This window comes from Streptomyces sp. ATexAB-D23 (assembly GCF_000373645.1).
Classification (GTDB): domain Bacteria; phylum Actinomycetota; class Actinomycetes; order Streptomycetales; family Streptomycetaceae; genus Streptomyces; species Streptomyces castrisilvae.
In genome coordinates this window covers 23,499-42,649 of the sequence record NZ_KB892002.1, presented here as the reverse complement: position 1 = coordinate 42,649, position 19,151 = coordinate 23,499, and the positions used below count along the sequence as shown (strand labels likewise).

At 71.2% G+C, this 19,151-nt stretch carries 16 protein-coding genes; 14 read left to right on the top strand and 2 right to left on the bottom strand.

All coding sequences use genetic code 11. The annotated features are described in order from the left end of the window. Positions 1-32 precede the first annotated feature (32 nt). The 5 genes from B082_RS0102580 (at position 33) to B082_RS0102560 (ending at position 5,245) form a co-directional block, all read left to right on the top strand. On the top strand, positions 33-785 hold the full coding sequence (locus B082_RS0102580; protein ID WP_018550256.1) for a GntR family transcriptional regulator: 753 nt from the start codon (positions 33-35) through the stop codon (positions 783-785). Positions 786-1,050: 265 nt separating this feature from the next. Next, on the top strand, positions 1,051-1,251 hold the full coding sequence (locus tag B082_RS0102575) for an SPOR domain-containing protein (RefSeq protein ID WP_018550255.1): 201 nt from the start codon (positions 1,051-1,053) through the stop codon (positions 1,249-1,251). A gap of 106 nt (positions 1,252-1,357) precedes the next feature. Beyond that, positions 1,358-1,768 (top strand): (deoxy)nucleoside triphosphate pyrophosphohydrolase, encoded by a 411-nt coding sequence (locus tag B082_RS0102570; protein ID WP_026249356.1) that lies wholly within the window; start codon positions 1,358-1,360, stop codon positions 1,766-1,768. Between the two features lie 299 nt (positions 1,769-2,067). After that, positions 2,068-2,496, top strand: coding sequence for an ATP-binding protein (locus tag B082_RS0102565; protein WP_026249355.1), 429 nt, complete (start codon positions 2,068-2,070; stop codon positions 2,494-2,496). 193 nt (positions 2,497-2,689) lie between these two features. Then, entirely contained in the window at positions 2,690-5,245 is a 2,556-nt protein-coding gene (locus tag B082_RS0102560; RefSeq protein WP_018550252.1) for a SpoIIE family protein phosphatase, read from the top strand. A gap of 25 nt (positions 5,246-5,270) precedes the next feature. Here B082_RS0102560 and B082_RS0102555 read toward each other — a convergent pair whose 3' ends face one another. Further along, entirely contained in the window at positions 5,271-5,984 is a 714-nt protein-coding gene (locus tag B082_RS0102555; RefSeq protein ID WP_018550251.1) for a PspA/IM30 family protein, read from the bottom strand. Positions 5,985-6,056: 72 nt separating this feature from the next. Next, positions 6,057-8,180, bottom strand: a complete 2,124-nt coding sequence (locus B082_RS0102550; RefSeq protein ID WP_018550250.1) for a TPM domain-containing protein — start codon at positions 8,178-8,180, stop codon at positions 6,057-6,059. A gap of 159 nt (positions 8,181-8,339) precedes the next feature. Between B082_RS0102550 and B082_RS0102545 the strand changes: the two genes are divergently transcribed. The 9 genes from B082_RS0102545 (at position 8,340) to B082_RS0102505 (ending at position 19,141) form a co-directional block, all read left to right on the top strand. Then, a complete protein-coding gene (locus tag B082_RS0102545) occupies positions 8,340-8,855 on the top strand; it encodes a MarR family winged helix-turn-helix transcriptional regulator (protein WP_234018103.1) in 516 nt (171 codons plus the stop codon). Further along, positions 8,852-9,085 carry a hypothetical protein gene (locus tag B082_RS0102540; RefSeq protein WP_018550248.1) on the top strand — a complete coding sequence of 78 codons (234 nt, stop codon included), beginning with the start codon at positions 8,852-8,854 and terminating at the stop codon, positions 9,083-9,085. Before B082_RS0102545 ends, B082_RS0102540 begins: the two co-directional genes overlap by 4 nt. Positions 9,086-9,140: 55 nt before the next feature. Next, positions 9,141-9,692, top strand: coding sequence for an isochorismatase family protein (locus B082_RS0102535; RefSeq protein WP_018550247.1), 552 nt, complete (start codon positions 9,141-9,143; stop codon positions 9,690-9,692). A 229-nt stretch (positions 9,693-9,921) separates the two neighbouring features. Further along, complete coding sequence (locus B082_RS0102530) at positions 9,922-12,312, top strand: ABC transporter family substrate-binding protein (RefSeq protein ID WP_018550246.1); 2,391 nt, start codon at positions 9,922-9,924, stop codon at positions 12,310-12,312. 234 nt (positions 12,313-12,546) lie between these two features. Next, entirely contained in the window at positions 12,547-14,421 is a 1,875-nt protein-coding gene (gene typA, locus B082_RS0102525) for a translational GTPase TypA (protein WP_018550245.1), read from the top strand. 219 nt (positions 14,422-14,640) lie between these two features. After that, positions 14,641-14,904, top strand: a complete 264-nt coding sequence (locus B082_RS0102520; protein WP_158688847.1) for a hypothetical protein — start codon at positions 14,641-14,643, stop codon at positions 14,902-14,904. Between the two features lie 556 nt (positions 14,905-15,460). Continuing rightward, complete coding sequence (locus B082_RS0102515) at positions 15,461-17,101, top strand: peptide ABC transporter substrate-binding protein (protein WP_018550243.1); 1,641 nt, start codon at positions 15,461-15,463, stop codon at positions 17,099-17,101. A gap of 167 nt (positions 17,102-17,268) precedes the next feature. After that, on the top strand, positions 17,269-18,201 hold the full coding sequence (locus B082_RS0102510; protein ID WP_026249353.1) for an ABC transporter permease: 933 nt from the start codon (positions 17,269-17,271) through the stop codon (positions 18,199-18,201). Continuing rightward, entirely contained in the window at positions 18,194-19,141 is a 948-nt protein-coding gene (locus B082_RS0102505; RefSeq protein WP_018550241.1) for an ABC transporter permease, read from the top strand. The genes B082_RS0102510 and B082_RS0102505 overlap by 8 nt, the downstream gene beginning before the upstream one ends. The last annotated feature ends 10 nt before the right edge of the window (positions 19,142-19,151 follow it).

The following is a 19,151-nucleotide window of genomic DNA, read 5'->3' as shown; positions in this document are numbered from 1 at the left end:
TCGCAGTCTGTCAACCTCTTGGGGAGTGGCCTGTGGCTTTCGGTGAGCGGCCCGCCTATCTGCGCGTGGCGAGCGATCTGAGGGAAAAGATCGTCAACGGTTCGCTGCCGCCGCATACGCGCCTGCCCTCACAGGCGCGCATTCGCGAGGAGTACGGGGTCTCGGACACCGTCGCGCTGGAGGCGCGCAAGGTCCTGATGGCCGAAGGGCTGGTCGAGGGCCGGTCCGGTTCCGGTACGTATGTGCGGGAGCGTCCGGTCCCGCGCATGATCGAGCGATCCGGCTTCCGGCCCGACGCGGGCGCGGGCCCGTTCCGGCAGGAGCAGTCGGCCGAGGGGGCGCGGGGGACCTGGGAGTCGAGGAGCGAACAGGAGGGCGTGAGCCCCGAGATCGCCGCCCGGCTGGGCATCGAGCCGGGCGACCGGGTGATGCGTACGCGCTATGTGTTCCGGGAGGCCGGTGAGCCGATGATGCTCTCCACCTCCTGGGAGCCCCTCGCGGTCACGGGGCGCACGCCGGTGATGCTGCCGGAGGAGGGCCCGTTGGGCGGCTGCGGGGTGGTCGAGCGGATGGCCGCCATCGATGTCGTCGTGGACAACGTGGCCGAGCAGGTGGGCGCGCGGCCGGGGCTGGCGGAGGAGCTCCTGGCGCTGGGGGGTGTGCCGGGGCATGTGGTCATGGTGATCGAGCGGACCTTCTACGCCTCGGGGCGGCCCGTCGAGACCGCCGACGTGGTGGTGCCCGCCGACCGCTACCGGGTGGGATACCGGCTGCCCGTGAGGTGATCGCGGCCGGGCGGACACCTGTGCCCGATTGTCATGTCCCGCTCCTATGTGCGGCGCCTTGGGGGCGGTGGGGTTTCCGTGACGCCCTGGGGGCGCATCCAATCGGATGCGCCCCCAGGGCGTCGATCCGTTCCTGGCCGGATTGGTGCCTCTTTGTGAAAAGACGTATGCGTTGAGTGAAGGTCAGGCGTACGCTCGGGCATATGCGTACTGCGGTTTCCTGGGGTTCCTTAGAAGCGTGCACGTCGTTCAGGGGAGGGGCGCGATGCTCGGGAGAAACACGATGAGCGACAGCGGTGCCGTGCTTCCTTGGCTGGTGGTTCGGCAGGATGACAACGGCAACCGCTACCGCGTGGGCAGGTATGCCACGCAGGACGAGGCCCAGCGGACGGCCGACAAGTTGCAGGACCGGGGCCACGAGCAGCTCTACTGGGTGGAACGCATAAGTCAGGCCGCCCGGCCGTAGGGCCTGTCCGGCGGGTCTTCGCGCGCCGGTGCTCCGCGCCCGGGGGGAATCCAGCCGTTCGTGGGCTTTTTCAGGGGCCCGGGGACGGGGCGTTACGCTCCCCGGCATGACTGATCGCGTGGTGGTGGCCGGGGCCGTCTACGACCGGGGGCGGCTGCTGGCCGCGCGCCGCAGCGCGCCGCCCGAGCTGGCCGGCCGCTGGGAGCTGCCCGGCGGCAAGGTCGAGCCGGGGGAGAGCGGCGAGCAGGCCCTCGTGCGCGAACTCCGCGAGGAGCTGGGCGTGGAGACGGAGCCCCTGGAGCGCATCCCGGGCGAATGGCCGCTGGCGCGCGGCTATGTCCTGCGCGTGTGGACGGCCCGGCTGGTGTCCGGCGTGCCCGCGCCCTTGCAGGACCACGACGAGCTGCGCTGGCTCGGGCCCGGCGAGAGCGGCACGGTCGACTGGCTGGAGCAGGACCTCCCCGCCGTCGCGGAAGCCGTGCGCCGGCTGCCCGGGGGCGGGGGCGTCGCGCGCTGACCGCCCGGCGACCGGGGAAGTCCGCGCGTCCGGCCGCCCGGCGGCGCTCTGCGCTGTGCCCGGCAGTGCTCCGCGCTGAGCCCGGGGGCGCGGGGTGCGGCGCACGCCCCCGGGCGGAGCGACCGAGGCGCGGTGCGCGGCGCCGCATGTGTGCGCCCCCGCTTCCCGGGCACCTGTACGTGCGCACTGCCGTACACCCGTACGCCCCACGTGTCGAGGGCAGCGGTATTTGGACATGAATATCGGGTATGTGCTGTTCAGCCCCCGCATGCAGGGCGTTTCCGTTGCAGGCCCTGGGAGTGATCGGTGTGACCGATACCGAAGGCGACCGCGTCGAGTGGAGCTTTCCGGCTGTCCCCGGCGCCGTGCGTACCGCCCGGCACGCCGTTCATGACGCGCTGCGCTGCTGGGGGCTCGACACCGCCGTCGGCGACGAGGCGGTTCTGCTGGTCAGCGAGCTGGTGACCAACTCCATGCGCTATACGGACGGGCCCATCGGGGTGCGCCTCATGCGCCCTCACCCCGACGGCGACCACCTCTCCGCCCACCCCGGTCTCCTGGTGGAAGTCTCCGATCCGCTTCCGGATCCGCCCACCGAACGCGCGCCCGGACCGGAGGACGAGAGCGGCAGAGGGCTCCAGCTCGTGGCCTGCGCGGCCCGGCGCTGGGGGACCAGGCGGGGAAAGAGCGGCAAGACGGTGTGGTTCGAGCTGGCCCTGCCTGGTTAGGAGTGAGGTGGGACGCACAGCGATCACCGGAGGTCGGGCAGAACCTGGCTGAAAGGGACTGAGACCGTGCTGTGATCGTGAACGCCGTGCCGGACGGGGCCGTAGTGCTGAATACTGCGGGCATGACCGGTCCGGTGTGTGAGCTGGAGGGGACGGTCGCGTGAGCGAAATACCTGGGACAGCGGGCGACGTCGTGTGGCAGAGCAGTCCGCCCGGCTCGATCTACGACTACGTCAGAGTCGCCTCCTTCTCGATCGGGCCCGACGGCCTGATCGAGCAGTGGAGCCGCCGGGCCGCCGGTCTCTTCGGCGTTGCCGCTCACCAGGCGGTGGGCAAGGACCCGGTCGAGGCGTTCCTGCCCGGGGAGGTGCGCCGCGAGGGCCGCCGCCGGGTCGGCGAGGTGCTCGACGGCAAGGAGTGGACGGGCCTCGTCCCCTTCCGGATGCCGGGCGAGGACGGAGTGCACGGGCTCGCCGAGATCTACGTGATGCCCAGTGAGACCGCCACCGGCGAGCGCGCCGCGGTCTGCATCGTCGTGGACGTCCGCGCACTGCGCCGGATCGAGACGGATCTCGCCGCCTCGCAGGCGATATTCGGCCAATCTCCTTTCGGCTTCGTTCTCTTCGGCACCGACCTCACCGTCGTACGGGCCAATGAGCGGTTCGCCACCGTCTTCGGCGGCCGGGCCGACGACCACCGCGGCCGCACCGTCGGCGACTACCTCTCCGGCGCGGAGGCGGACCGCCTGACGGCCACGCTGGAAAGGGTCCTGGAGACGGGCAACTCCGTCACCGACCTCCAGCTCGTCGGCATGGCCCCGGGCGACACCGAGCGCCGCCACTGGTCGATGAACCTCTACCGGGTGCACAGCGGATCGGGCCGCCCCATCGGCATCGCCGGGCTCGCCACCGACGTGACCCGGCGTCACATGGCCGCCAGGGAAGCCGCCAGCGCCCGCCGCAACCTCGCCCTGCTCAACGAGGCGAGCGCCCGCATCGGCAACTCCCTGGACCTGGAGACCACCGCCCGCGAACTCCTCGACGTGGCGGTCCCGGTCTTCTGCGACCTCGCGTCCGTCGACCTCTACCAGGCGCTCCTGACCGGCGACGAGGCCGCGCCCGGCAGCTGGAGCCCGCTGCCGGGGGAGGCGGTCGGCGGCTCCGCCGAACTGCGCCGCGTCGCCTTCGCCAGCGCCGTTTCGGACGCGCTGCCCGCCGCATCCGACTCCGGACCGCCGGGCGGCCCCGACGGGCCCCCCGCCCTCGGAGCCGTGCACCGCTACCCCTTCAGCTCGCCCTGCGCCGTCGCCCTGCGCACCGGCCGGGTGGAGGACGTCCCGGCCGACGACCGGGGTTTCGTACAGTCCACGCTCGCCGTGCCGATGGTCGCCCACGACACCGTGGTGGGCCTGGTGCGGTTCTCCCGTACGAAGGGCAGCGAGCCGTTCGACGACCGGGACCGGGCCCTGGCCACCGAGCTGGCCGCCCGCGCCGCCGTCTGTATCGACAACGCCCGCCTCTACCGCCGCGAGCACGAACGCGCCCTGATCCTCCAGCGCAGCCTGCTCCCCCCGGGCGACCCCGAGGCCGCCGGGCTCGACATCGCCTGCCGCTACCTGCCGGGCAACACTGCCACCGAGGTGGGCGGCGACTGGTTCGACGTGATCGAGCTGCCCGGCCACCGCACCGCCCTCGTCGTTGGCGACGTGATGGGCCGAGGGCTGCGCGCCGCCGTGGCCATGGGCGAACTGCGCACCGCCGTACGCACGCTGGCCCTCCTCGACCTGGAGCCCGCCGAGGTGCTCTCCGCGCTCGACGAGGTCGCCCGGGGACTCGGCACCCCCGGCGGCGCTTCCCCGTCCGACGGCGGCGGGGGCGCCCAGTGGCCCGCGCGGGCCGCGCGCAAGTCCCGCGAGGCCGACCTCTCCGAGGTGTACCTCGCGACCTGCGTCTACGCCGTCTACGACCCGGTCACCCGGCGCTGCACCTTCGCCAACGCCGGCCATCTGCCGCCCGTCGTGGTCGAGCCGGGCGAGGCCGCGCTGCTCCTGGACGTACCGCCCGGGATGCCGCTCGGCGTCGGCGGCGAACCCTTCGAGGAGGTCGAGGTCGAGCTCAAGGAGGGCGCCCTGCTCGCCCTCTACACCGACGGCCTCGTCGAGTCGCGCGACCACCCGCTGGACGAGGGCCTGGCCGCGCTCCGCGCCGCCCTGGTCGAACCGGAACGCCCCCTTGAGGACGTCTGCGACCGCGTACTGACCTCGCTGGACACCCGGCACGGCGAGGACGACATCGCGCTGCTGATGGCCCGGATACAGGGCCTGCCCACCGAGGCCGTCGGCGACTGGCGGCTGCCCCGCGAACTCCGCTCGGTCGGCCGCGCCCGCGAACTGGCCCGCGGCCAGCTGACCGAATGGGGCCTGGAAGAGCTGGTCGACACCACCGAACTCCTGGTCAGCGAGCTGGTCACCAACGCCCTGCGCTACGGCGAGGGCGAGATCAGGCTCCGGCTGCTGCGCGACCGCACCCTGGTCTGCGAGGTGTGGGACGCCGGTCTGGTCCAGCCCCGGCGCCGGCGCGCCCGCGACACGGACGAGGGCGGGCGCGGCCTCCAGCTCGTCGGGCTCCTCAGCGCGGCGTGGGGGGCGAGGCGGACCCCGCGCGGCAAGACCGTCTGGTTCGAGCTGCCGCTGCCCGACGGCCGGCCGCCCGCCGAGCGCTCGGTGGAGGAACTGCTCAGCATGTTCTGAGCCCGGCCCGGTCTGCGGGCGGGGCTTACTTCGTGGTCTTCAGCGCGGCGAGGCGGGCCTCCACCTCGGCGCTGTCGCCCAGCGCGTCCAACTGCTCGAACTGGGCGTCCAGCGAGGAGGCGGCCAGCTCCTGCTCGCCGAGCGCCCGCGCCTCCTCGCGCCGCACCTTGTCCTCGAACCGGCTGAGCTCGCTCGTCGGGTCGAGGACATTGATGTTCCTGGCGGCGTCCGTCATCCGGTTCTGCGCCTGCGCGGACTTGGCGCGTGCCACCAGCTCGTCGCGCTTGGCCTTCAGCTCCGTCAGCTTCGTCCTCATCCGGTCCAGGCCCGTCCTGAGCTTGTCGACCACCTCGTTCTGCGCGGCGATGGTCGGCTCGGCGGTCCTCGCCTCCTTCTCCGACTGGAGCTGGCGGCCGAGCGCCACCTTGGCCAGGTTGTCGAACTTGTCGGCCTCGGGGCCCGATCCGCCCGCCCGCAGCTCGTCGGCCTTCCGGCTGGCGGCGAGCGCCTTGCCGCCCCACTCCTTCGCCGCCTCGACGTCCTCGACATGGTCCTGCTCCATCAGGCGCAGGTTGCCGATGGTGGCGGCCACGGCCTGCTCGGCCTCCGCGATGTTGGACGTGTAGTCGCGGATCAGCTGGTCCAGCATCTTCTGCGGGTCCTCGGCCTGGTCGAGCAGGGCGTTGATGTTGGCCTTCGCCAGCTGGGTCACGCGTCCGAGAATGGTCTGCTTGCTCATGGCACCTCTCCTGTGTGTCCGGTCTGCTGCTCGGTCGGGTCGGGTCGGGGCGGGGCGGGGCGTACAGGCCGTTCAGAAGCGGCCGCCTCCGCCGCGCCGGCCCCGGGTGCCCCCGCCGCCGAAGCTTCCCGGCCCGCCGCCCCCGCCGAAGCCGCCGCCGAGACCTCCGCCGCCGAAGCCGCCCCCGCCGAAGCCGCCGCCCCGGCGGCCGCCCCCGCCGAGGAGCCCGCCGAGCAGGATGCCGCCGAGGACCGCGCCGCCCATGCCCCCGCCGCCCCCGCCCGCCATGCCGCCCGGACCGCCGCCGTATCCCCGTACGTCCTGCTCGGCCAGGCCGCGTGCCTCGACGGCCAGCGCGTCCGCCCGCTGCGCCTCGGCCAGCGCGGCCTGCGGGTCGCCGGTACCGGCCAGTTCGCGGGCCCGCTCCAGCCGGCGCTGCGCCTCCGCGAGCCGGGTCCTGGCCCCGCTGCCGACCGCGCCCCGGTTCGTGGTGATGAAGTCGGCGGCGGCGCCCACCGCCGAGCGTGCGGTGAGCATCGCCTGATCGAGCAGCGAGCGGGCCCGCACGTCGCCCTGTTCCCGCTCGCGCGCACCGGCCAGAGCCTCGTCCAGCGCCGCGTCCGCCTCCTCCACCCGGCGCAGCGCTCCGATCGGGTCGTACCGGCCGGCGCCCTGTTCCCCGCGCACATCTCCGGCCACCGAACGTGCGCGGGCGATCCGGCCCCGCAGGTCCGCCGTGGACGCCCCCGGCGCGGTGCCTTCGAGCAGCCCGTCCGCGTCCGCGAGGTCCGTCTCCATCTCGGTCAGCGCGGCCGGCAGCTTCCGCGCCGCCTCGTCCAGCTCCCGGGCGCGCCGCTCGACACCGTCGACGAGGGTGCCGGCCTGGCCGATGGCGCCCTCGGTGGCCCGTACGTAGACGGCCGCGGCCGAGTGGTCGCCGCCGTCCACCGCCTGCCGGGCCCGGTTGAGCGAGGAGGTGGCGAAGACCAGCCGGTCCTTGGCCTGCTCGATGTCGCCCGCGACGGGGGCCGACGCCCCGTCCGCGTACCGTTCGCGCATCGAGGCGAGCGCCGCCTCGGCCGCCGAGACCCGGCCGGCCAGCTCGCGGAACGCGGTCTCGGCGGCGGCGAGGGCCTGCGGGGCGTCGCGCTCCAGCTCGCGCAGCCGGTCGAAGTCCTCGGAGACCGCGTCCAGCCGGCCGTCCGCGTCCGCGCAGCGGCTGATGATCTCGTCCAGCATCCGCCTGCGGGTCGCGTCGTCCTCCGGGAAGGCGTCGTCGAGCTGCTGGCGCAGCCGGAACGCGGCCGTCAGCTCGCCCTTGGCGTAGGCCACCGCCTCGGTGAAGGGCGCGGCGGCCTCTTCCCCGAACTGGGCGGTCGCGAACCCGAGTTCCTCCTCGCTTGTGCGCACCGCGTCGTCGGTGGCGACGAGCGTCTCCTTGGCACGGGCGTCGAGTTCGGGCAGCGGGGCGGGCGGCGGCTCGGCCCCGCCCCGTCCCGGGCCCGCCGGTCCCCAGCCCGTGGCGCCGGGCGTCGTACGGCTGGTGGCACGCCTCTTGCGCCGGAGGAAGGCGTACGCGGCGACGATTGCGATGGCGCCGACGAGGACGACCGGCAGGAGCAGGTCGCCGGTGCCGGTCCCGCCGGAGCCCGCGCCGGGGTCGTCGGCGCCCGGCTTGATCGTGGGGGTGGGGACGGCCTCGCCGGACAGGACGGCCGTGTATCCGTCGGCGGCCCCGATCGCGGCGCCCGCCCAGTCGTGCTGCCTGAGCGCGGGTTCGACTGCGGTGTTCGCCACGTCCCGGAGCTGCGCGTCGGTGAGGGGGGAGTCCTGGTCGACGGAGTAGGCGTACTGCCGGGCGTGGGTGGCGACGGCCAGCAGGACGTCGTCGCGGCCGAGTCCGTTGCGGTCGGCCGTCTCGTCGGCCCAGTCCTGCGGGGAGCGCCCGGAGAAGTCACGGACGTACGCCACGAAGAGCTGGACGCGGTGCTTGTCGTAGAGCCGGTCGAGCGCCGTGACCACCTGGGGCCCGCGGTGGCCGAGCGCGCCCACCCTGTCGGTGATCTGCCCGTCGCGGGAGAGCGTGATCGGTCCGTCGGCGCGTGCGAAGGGGGCGGGGGGCAGGGCCAGCCAGCACACCGTCAGCAGCACGGCGAGCAGCGCCCGGCCCGGTATGAGGATCCGGGTACGGCTCACAGGCGGCGTCACGTTTGTGAGGCTATGTCCGCCTTCGAGGGGTCGCGACCCGGCGGCGGTGACCGGCTTCGGGCGGTGCGGCGGCCGGTGCGGCAGCGGGTCGTACGGGAATGACAGGTTGCCTTGCAAGGTGGCCTGTCCATCTTCTACGGTGCATGTATGACGCAAGCACCCGGCGGGCCGGCGGAAGGGCCACGCGCCGATCCCCCCGCCGGCCCCTCTGCCCATCTCTCCGTCGATGCCCCGGTTGATCCCTCGGCCGAGGAGGTGGCGAACCAGCTGGCCTCCGTGGTCGGCCGGCTGCTGCGGCGGCTGCGTTCCTCGTCGTCGCAGTCCCTGCTGACGCCGACCCAGCGCTCCGTGCTGGCCCGGCTGGACGACGGGGGAGCCGCGACCACGGCGGATCTGGCGCGAGCGGAGTTCGTACGCCCCCAGTCCATGCGGCTGACCCTGGGCGCGCTGGAGGGGCAGGGGCTCGTGGAGCGGGCGCCGGACCCTGCCGACGGGCGTAAATCGGTCATGTCGATCACGGACGCCGGGCGTACCGCGCTCGCCGAGGTCCGGGCCGCCAAGCGGAACTGGCTGGCTGAGGCCGTCGCCGCCGAACTCGACGGGCACGAGCGGCGCACGGTCGCGGAGGCCGTCGCCCTCATCGAGCGCCTGGTCGGTTCGTGACCGTTCGCGAGGTGCTTCCCGCGGCGACACGCGCGGCGGTCCGCCCGCGGCGTACGGCACCCGCCGCCGGGCTCACCACCTCGCTGCTGTTCGAGTCGGCCCGGATCGGGCGGGTCGCCCCGCGCCCCGTGCCCGCCCGGCCCTCCTCCGCCCCGTTCGCCGCCGCCGTACCGGGCGTCCTGCCCATCGTCCTCACCCTCACCGGCCGCGCCCCGCGCGGCCGCACCTGATCCCGCGCCGGCCCGTCCGGCCCGCGCGACCCCATCCATCCCGAGGAGCACCACCATGACCGCCACCGTTCTCGACCCGAACACCGCGTTGATCGTCGTCGACCTCCAGAAGGGCATCACCGGCCTGCCCGGCGCCCACCCCACCGCCGAGGTCGTCGCCCGCGCCGCGACCCTCGCCGACGCCTTCCGGGCCAAGGGCCTCCCGGTCGTCCTGGTCCGCGTCACCGGAGGCGCCCCCGGCCGCACCGAGGGCCCCGCCCGCTCCGGCAAGCCGGCCGCCGACTGGGCGGAGATCGTCCCGGAGCTGGGCCCGCGCGAGGGCGACATCGTCGTCACCAAGCAGCAGTGGGGCGCCTTCTACGGCACCGACCTCGACCTCCAGCTGCGCCGCCGGGGTGTCACCCAGGTCGTGGTGGCCGGGATCGCGACCAGCATCGGCGTCGAGTCCACGGCCCGCTCGGCCCACGAGCACGGCTACCACGTCACCCTCGCCACGGACGCCATGACCGACATGAGCGCCGAGGCCCATGACAACAGCGTCCAGCGGATCTTCCCGCGCCTCGGCGAGACCGGCACCACGGAGGAGATCGTCAAGCTCCTGGGCTGAGCGGCGGGCCCACACCCATGCGGCGGAGCGTCGTGGCCGGCCGGGTCGCGGCGCTCCGCCGCATGGGTGAGCTTTCGGGCGGACACGCCGTGTCGGCACCACTTTCCCGCGCGGAGCCACCTTCAGTGGAGGGGCGGAATCAGTGTGATCAACTGCAAATGCCACCAAACACGCAGAATCCGGCCCCTTCGGCTGCGGGCGGGCCGGGCCGTCCCCGGAGGTAACAGCCATGTCCCACGTCGGCGTCCCGCGCGGGACGGCCCGCAAGCGCTCGCTCGCCCTCCTCACCACGGGCGTGCTCACGATCCCCGCCCTGGCCGGATGCAGCTCCAGCGGTGAGGAGACGCCCGCCGCCGTCGTCGTCCCGCAGGACGTGGCACCCGCCGCCCGCTCGCAGATCGCCGAAGGCGGCAAGGTCACCTGGGCGATCGACGCGATGCCCGCCACCCTCAACGCCTTCCAGGCGGACGCCGACAGCGCCACCACCCGGATCACCGGAGCCCTGCTGCCGACGCTCTTCCCGCTCGACTCCAAGGGCATGCCGCAACTGAACCCGGACTACCTGGAATCCGCGAAGGTCGTCGAGCGCGAGCCCCGGCAGGTCGTCGTCTACCGGCTCAACCAGCAGGCGGTCTGGAGCGACGGCCGCGAGATCGGGGCGCCGGACTTCGTCGCCCAGTGGCGCGCGCTGAGCGGCAAGGACTCCGCGTTCTGGACCGCCCGCAACGCCGGGTACGAGCGCATCCAGAAGATCGAACGCGGCGCCGACGACCTGGAGGTCAAGGTCACTTTCGCCAAGCCGTACGCGGACTGGCGCTCGCTGTTCTCCCCGCTGTACCCGAAGCAGGTGACCGGCTCCCCGGACGCCTTCAACGACGGGGCCCGGACCACCGTCAAGGCGACCGCGGGACCGTTCCGGCTGCGTGAGGTGGACAAGAAGACCGGGTCCGTCACGCTCACCCGCAACCCGCGCTGGTGGGGCAGCCGGGCCAAGCTCGACTCGCTGGTCTTCAAGGCGGTCAAGCCCGAGGACCGCACCGACGCGCTGGCCGAGGGCACCATCGACGTCGCCGACATCGACGCGACCGCCGCCCACCGCATCGCCCAGGCCGCCCGCGAGGGCGGCGGCGGCGCACAGCCCGCCGCCGGGCCGGGCGCCGAGCTGACCCCGGCCGCCGCGCTGCGCTCCTGGGCGGTCGCGCACGGCTCCGACGAGGAGGCGGCCGAGGAGGAGCAGGAGGCCAGGGACGACAAGGCCAAGGCCGCCGAGGCGTACGCCACCGAGCAGAGCGGGCTGCGCGCCTACGCCGTCCGCAAGGCGATGGAGCCCGCCTACACCCAGCTCGCGCTCAACGGCGAGACCGGGCCGCTCGCCGACGACCGGGTGCGCCGGGCCGTGGCCCGCGCCCTGGACCGGCAGGAGCTCGCCGACACCGTCCTCAAGCCGCTCGGCCTGCCCGCGCAGCCGCTCGGCAGCCACCTCGCCCTCGCCGGGCAGCCCGCGTACAAGGACGGCAGCCAGGCGCTCGGCGGCCACGACACCGAACAGGCCCAGGCGCTGCTCGCCGACGCGGGCTGGACGCGCGAGGGCGCCCTCAAGCAGAGCGACGGCACCAAGGCCGGCAGCGAGGGCGAGAAGCAGCAGAAGGACGCGGCGGAGAAGAAGGCGGAGGAGAAGAAGGCCGAGGAGAAGAAGGCAGGGGAGGAGGGCAAGGCAGGGGAGAAGGAGGACAAGGCGGCGGAGAAGAAGGCCGGGGACGACGGCAAGGCGAGCCGCGCCGCCGCGGGTGAGCCCTCCGCCGGCGACGGCCTCTACATCGTCGGCGACGACAACAAGCCCGGCGCCGCCCCCGTCATCGCGCCCGCCCCCGCCGCCGCCGCGCAGAGCGCCGCCCTGCTGCGCCAGGCCGGACACCTCGGGAACACGGGCGCGTCCGAGGACGCCCGGGACGTGGTCCTGGCCCAGGACCGGCAGCCCGGCGGCGCGGCCGGCGCCTACGCCCCGGCCGGCACCGCGGCCCCGGCCCAGGCGCCCGACGTGGCCCGCGGACCGCTCGGCAAGAACGGCAAGCCGCTGAGCCTGCGCTTCGTCCTGCCCTCCGGGCCCGGCTCCGCCGGTCTGCGCAGCGTCGGGGAGAAGATCGCGGCCATGCTCGACACGATCGGCATCCGCACGGTGATCACCAAGGTCTCCGACGAGAGCTACTTCCGCGACCACGTCGCGTCCGGCGACTACGACATGGCCCTGTACTCCTGGCCCGCCAGCGCCTACCCGGCCACCGACGACCGCCCGATCTTCGCCAAGCCGGTGCCCGCGAGCGACGGTTCGCTGCTGGTCGAGCAGAACTACACCCGTGTCGGCACGGACCACATCGACCAGCTCTTCGACCAGGCGGTCTCGGAGCTGGACGAGAAGACGGCCCGTGACCTGATGAAGCAGGCGGACGCACGGATCTGGGCCGCCGCCGGGTCCATTCCCCTCTTCCAGCGCCCCCAGCTCGTCGCGGCCGACCGGAAGCTCGTGAACGTCGGGGCCTTCGGTTTCGGGGTGCCGCATTACCAGGACATCGGCTACCAGGCCCCGCGGGCCGCGGGCGCTCCGGCACACGGCAGGAAGTAGCAGGTCGGAGCCGGACCGGAAAGAACGCAGGCAGCTCAACGGCCGTGCCCGCCGGCCCACCGGCGGGCACGGCCGTGCCCATTCCATTGACCCGGGAAACCTGCCGGGGAAGCCGCAGCGGCGGCTGCCCCGTAACATGGGACGAGCCGTGGCGTGTCCGCCCGGCGGGCGTACGAGGACTCAAGACCGACTAAGACGCCTGAATCCCCGATCCGAGAGAAGCGCAAGCCACCCATGCCCACGCGCCACGACATCCGTAACGTAGCCATCGTCGCCCACGTCGACCACGGCAAGACCACGCTGGTCGACGCCATGCTCAGGCAGGCCGGCGCCTTCGCCGCGCACGCCGCCGAGAACCTCGACGAACGCATGATGGACTCGAACGACCTGGAGCGTGAGAAGGGCATCACGATCCTGGCCAAGAACACGGCCGTGAAGTACCACCCCAAGGATGGCGGCGACGTCATCACGATCAACATCATCGACACCCCCGGCCACGCCGACTTCGGCGGCGAGGTCGAGCGCGGCCTGTCGATGGTGGACGCGGTCGTGCTGCTGGTCGACGCCTCCGAGGGCCCGCTGCCGCAGACCCGGTTCGTGCTGCGCAAGGCGCTCACCGCGAAGCTGCCGGTCATCCTCTGCATCAACAAGACGGACCGGCCGGACTCCCGGATCTCCGAGGTCATCGACGAGACGTACGACCTCTTCCTCGACCTGGACGCCGACGAGGACCAGATCGAGTTCCCGATCGTCTACGCCTGCGCCCGTGACGGTGTCGCCTCGCTGACCAAGCCGGAGGACGGCACGGTCCCGCAGGACAGCACCAGCCTGGAGCCGTTCTTCAACACGATCCTCTCCACGGTCCCGGCCCCCGAGTACGACGAGGACGCCCCGCTCCAGGCGCACGTCACCAACCTCGACGCCGACAACTTCCTCGGCCGCATCGCGCTCTGCCGCGTCGAGCAGGGCGAGCTGCGCAAGGGCCAGACGGTCACCTGGATCAAGCGCGACGGTACGCAGTCCAACGTCCGGATCACCGAGCTGCTGATGACCGAGGCGCTCACCCGCAAGCCCGCCGAGAAGGCCGGTCCCGGCGACATCTGCGCCATCGCCGGTATCCCGGACATCATGATCGGCGAGACCCTGGCCGACACCGAGAACCCGATCGCGCTCCCGCTGATCACGGTCGACGAGCCGGCCATCTCGATGACCATCGGCGCGAACACCTCGCCGCTCGTCGGCAAGGGCGGCAAGGGCCACAAGGTCACCGCGCGCCAGATCAAGGACCGCCTCGACCGCGAGCTGATCGGTAACGTCTCGCTGCGCGTCCTGGAGACCGAGCGCCCCGACGCCTGGGAGGTCCAGGGCCGCGGTGAGCTCGCGCTCGCCATCCTGGTCGAGCAGATGCGCCGCGAGGGCTTCGAGCTGACCGTGGGCAAGCCGGAGGTCGTCACCAAGCAGATCGACGGCAAGACGCACGAGCCGATCGAGCGCATGACGATCGACTCGCCGGAGGAGCACCTCGGCGCCATCACGCAGCTGATGGCGACCCGCAAGGGCCGCATGGAGACGATGACGAACCACGGCTCGGGCTGGGTCCGCATGGAGTGGATCGTCCCGTCCCGCGGCCTCATCGGCTTCCGTACGGAGTTCCTGACCCAGACCCGCGGCACGGGCATCGCGCACTCCATCTTCGAGGGCCACGAGCCCTGGTTCGGCGAGCTGCGCACCCGTCACAACGGCTCGCTGGTCGCGGACCGCTCGGGCACGGTGACGCCGTTCGCGATGGTCAACCTCCAGGAGCGCGGTGTCATCTTCACCGAGGCCGGCACCGAGGTGTACGAGGGCATGATCATCGGCGAGAACTCCCGCGCCGACGACATGGACGTGAACATCACCAAGGAGAAGAAGCTCACCAACATGCGTGCGGCCTCCGCCGACACCACGGAGAACGTGGTGCCGGCCCGCAAGCTGTCGCTGGAGCAGTCCCTGGAGTTCTGCCGCGACGACGAGTGCATCGAGGTGACCCCGGAGACCGTGCGTATCCGCAAGGTCGTCCTCGACCAGAAGGAGCGCGGCCGCGCCGCGTCCCGCGCCAAGCACAACTGACCCGGCCCGGCGCCGACTGCCTGATCCGTACCCGACCGGAAGGGGAAACGCCCCTTCCGGTCAGGGGGATCTCGTGTGCATCGGTCGTCCGTCTGTACGTCCTGCGGTCTTTCCCTAGGCTGAGTCCGCTATCAGGGGCGACGTATCCGCACAGCGGATATGTCCCTGATGTCGGTGTGCCGAGCGGTGCAGCGGACGGTTGATCGAGGGGCGGAAAGCATGAGTGCAGTGACGCGCGGTGGAGCGGCTTCGCGGGGACGGCTCAGGGCGAGGATCGCCACCGTGGTGGGTGCGGCGGCTCTGACCGTGGGTCTTGCCGCGGGCACCTCGTCGGCAGAGGTCATAGTCCAGTGGTACGGCTACACGTCGGCCGGCGCGAAGGCCTGCAACAACGCCGCGAACGTGGCGGGGCCGGAGTACTACTGCAAGGCCCTCAACCTCGGAGGGTCCGTCGGCTGGGTCTGGGCGCTGGCTCGCCCCTGAGCCGGCCGGGCCGCTTCCGGCGCGGGCCGGCCGGCCCCATGTCCTGATCCGGACCATCCCGAGACGGGCGGTCCCCGGAGGTCGGCAATCGGCAGTCATCGAAGCTTTGTTCGGTGGCTGCCGATTGCTGTGTCGCCGTCATGGGGCGCCTTCGGCGCGCGCCGGACCCGGGCGGCAACGGGGAATGCCGGTCCGACGGTCCGGGGTGCGGAAGTCAAACGTTTTGTGAGGGCGATCCGTCCGGCTATCGGATATCGCTCTCCGAAACGTGTGTTAACAGTCCGTTTCGGGGGTGTCTGTCTGTGATCGGTTTGTCCGGATTTCGAATCTAGCAAGTGACGGATGTTGTCAAACCGAGACCCTTTAAGTGTGGTTTACGGCCCAGACGTACTTAATAGTTGGCTCCGTTGAGCTCGGGTCAATGGGTCACGCACCGTGGGGAGTGCGCCGACTCACGAGCACACTAAGGGCACTGAAACGATCACCGTCAGGGGTGTCGGTGTATCGACCCAGTGCCCTTCTTGTAGTCAAAAGTGGACTCATGAGGAGGAAACCCATGCGTGGTGCCAAGAGCGCCAAGTGGGTCGCGGGAGCGGCCATCATCGCCCTGGCTGCGACTGCCTGTGGCGGCGGCGACGACGACGCCGACAAGGGCAAGGGTGGCGCCAAGGGCGCTGTCAACCCCGACGGCATCTTCTCCGTCGAGGTCGGTGAGCCGCAGAACCCGCTGCAGCCGGCCAACACGATGGAGTCGAACGGCAGCATCGTCACCGACGCGATCTTCTCGCAGCTGGTCGACTACGACCCGGCCGGCAAGCTTGAGATGATCAACGCGGAGTCTGTCGAGACCAAGGACAGCAAGCTCTGGACGGTCAAGCTCAAGAAGGACTGGAAGTTCCACGACGGCACCCCCGTCACGGCCGAGTCCTACATCAAGGCCTGGAACTGGGCCGCCAACATCAAGAACAACCAGACCAACGCGTCCTGGTTCGCCGACATCAAGGGCTTCGCCGACGTCCACCCGGACGACGCGAAGGCCAAGCCGAAGTCGGACAGCATGTCCGGTCTGAAGAAGGTGGACGACTACACGTTCACCATCGAGCTCAACGGCCCGCTCCCGTACTTCTCGTACAAGCTCGGCTACACGGTCTTCTCCCCGCTGCCCGAGTCCTTCTACGCGGACCCGAAGGCCGCCGGTGAGAAGCCGGTCGGCAACGGCGCGTACAAGTTCGTCAGCTGGGACCACAAGAAGCAGATCAAGGTCGTCCGCAACGACGACTACAAGGGTGCCGACAAGGCGAAGAACGGTGGTGTGATCTTCAAGAACTACACCACCCTCGAAACCGCCTACGAGGACCTGAAGTCCGGCAACGTCGACGTGCTGCGCCAGATCGCGCCGAAGGACCTCCCGGTCTACCGGTCCGACCTCGGTGACCGCGCCGTCGACAAGGCGTACTCCGCGATCCAGACCATCGGCGTCGCGATGTACACCAAGCAGTGGAAGGACACCGACCCGAAGGTCCTCCAGGGCCTGTCGATGGCCATCGACCGCGACACCATCACCAAGACGGTGCTCCAGGGCACCCGTGAGCCGGCCACCGGCTGGGTCGCGCAGGGCGTTCTCGGTTACCAGAAGGACGTCGCGGGCGACGTCACCAAGTACGACCCGGCCAAGGCCAAGGCCCTCATCAAGGAGGGCGGCGGTGTTCCCGGCAACAAGATCTACATCCAGTTCAACGCCGACGGCGGCCACAAGGAATGGGTCGAGGCTGTCTGCAACAGCATCACCCAGGCGACCGGTGTCGCGTGCGCCGGCGACTCGAAGGCCGACTTCCAGGCCGACCTGAACGCCCGTGACGCCAAGCAGGTCAAGTCGTTCTACCGCAGTGGCTGGGTGCTCGACTACCCGGTGAACGCGAACTTCATCAGCGACCTGTTCCGCACGAACGCGGCCGGTAACAACGGCTTCTTCTCCAACAAGGAACTCGACGCCAAGATCAAGGCCGCGGACTCCGCCGCGAGCCTCGACGAGTCCGTCGCGGCGTACCAGGCGATCGAGAAGGAGCTGGTGAACTACATGCCCTCCATCCCGCTCTGGTACTACAAGGTCAACGCCGGTTACTCGGAGAAGGTCCAGAACGTCGACTACGCGCAGGACGGCGACCCGATCCTGACCCAGATCGAAGTCAAGAAGTAACCACACCGACGTAGTCCGCGCGCACGCGCGGGACCGGCAGGAAAAGCCGGTCCGCGCCTGCCCGCACGCAGTGGCCGGGGGGCCCTTCCACGCGACCGACCACCCCACAGGGGAGTCGGGGCGGGGGAGGGCCCGTCGGCTGCCGCCGCCTATTACATGGAGGCATGATGGGGCGCTATGTCGCACGACGACTGCTCCAGATGATCCCGGTCTTCCTCGGGACAACGCTGCTGATCTTCCTGATGGTCTACACGCTGCCCGGCGACCCCGTGCGCGGGCTCTTCGGGGACAAGGGTGCCGACCCGGCCACTCTGGAAGCGATGCGGCACAAGCTCGGACTGGACCAGCCGATTCTGGTGCAGTACTGGGATTACATGAAGGGCATGGTCCTTCACCAGGACTTCGGCGAGCAGATAGCCAGCGGTCGCCCCGTCACGGATGTCCTCGGCGACGCCTTCCCGGTCACGCTGCGGCTGGCGGGCATGGCGTTCGTCATCGAGATCATCCTCGGCATCGGCCTGGGCATGATCGCGGGTCTGCGCGCCGGCCGGCTGGCCGACAACGCCGTCCTGATCGTGACGCTGCTCATCATCTCGATCCCCGTCTTCGTGCTCGCCCACATCGTGAAGTCCGTGTTCGCGGACCAGTTGGGGCTGATCTCACCGAACGTCTCGAACGAGGCGACCTGGAGCGAACTGCTCACACCGGCGATCGTGCTCGGATCGCTGTCCCTGGCGTACGTGGCACGACTGACCCGTACGACGATGGCCGAGAACCTGCGGTCCGACTACATGCGTACGGCCGTCGCCAAGGGGCTTCCCAAGCGCCGCATCATCGGCGTGCACCTGATGCGCAACTCGATGATCCCGGTCATCACCTTCCTCGGCACCGACCTGGGCGCCCTGATGGGCGGCGCGGTCGTCACCGAGTCGGTCTTCAACGTCAAGGGCATCGGCGGCACCATCGTCGAGTCGATCACCCGGCGCGAAGGCACGACCCTGGTGGGCCTGGTCACCATCCTGGTGCTCGTCTACCTGTTCATGACTCTGCTCGTCGACCTGCTGTACGCGGTCCTGGACCCGAGGATCCGTTATGCCTGACGTGACCAAGACCGCACCCGCGCCCGAAGACACCCACGGCCCCGTCGCGGACCCGACCGCGATCGTGAAGGCCGAGAAGGCGCGCAGCCTCTGGGGCGACGCCTGGGCCGACCTGCGGCGCAACCCCTACTTCCTGGTGTCGTCCGTCCTCATCGTCATCCTCCTGGCGATAGCCGTCTTCCCCGGTCTGTTCACCGGGGCGTCGGCGACCCACGCGGACCTCTCGCACCACTTCCTGACCAAGCCGCAGCTGAGCAAGATCGGCTCGGAGGGCTGGCTCGGATACGACGGGCAGGGCCGCAGCGTCTACGCCCGCGTCATCTACGGCACCCGCGCCTCGATCACCGTCGGCGTCTGCGTCACCGCGCTGGTGACGGTGTTCGGCGGACTCGTCGGCATGCTGTCCGGCTTCTTCGGCGGCTGGGTGGACGCGGTCCTCTCCGGCTTCACCAACATCTTCCTGGGCCTGCCCTTCCTGCTCGGCGCGATGGTCGTCCTCCAGGCGTTCTCCGAGCGCAAGGTGTGGGTCGTCGTCCTGGCCCTGGCGTTCCTCGGCTGGACCCAGATCGCCCGTGTCATGCGCGGTGCGGTGATGGCCGTCAAGGAGGCCGACTACGTACAGGCGGCCCGTGCGCTCGGCGCGAGCACCAGCCGGATCATGTTCCGGCACATCCTGCCGAACGTGATGGCGCCCGTGATCGTCGTCGCCACCATCTCGCTGGGTGTCTACATCTCGGCCGAGGCGACCCTGTCGTACCTGGGCCTCGGCCTCGCCGACCCGACCATCTCGTGGGGCATCGACATCTCGACCGGGTCGAGCCAGATCCGGGTGGCACAGCACATCCTGATCTACCCGTCGATCATGCTCAGCATCACCGTTCTGGCGTTCATCATGCTCGGCGAAGCCGTCCGCAACGCCCTCGATCCGAAGTCGCGATAGGAGGGCGAAC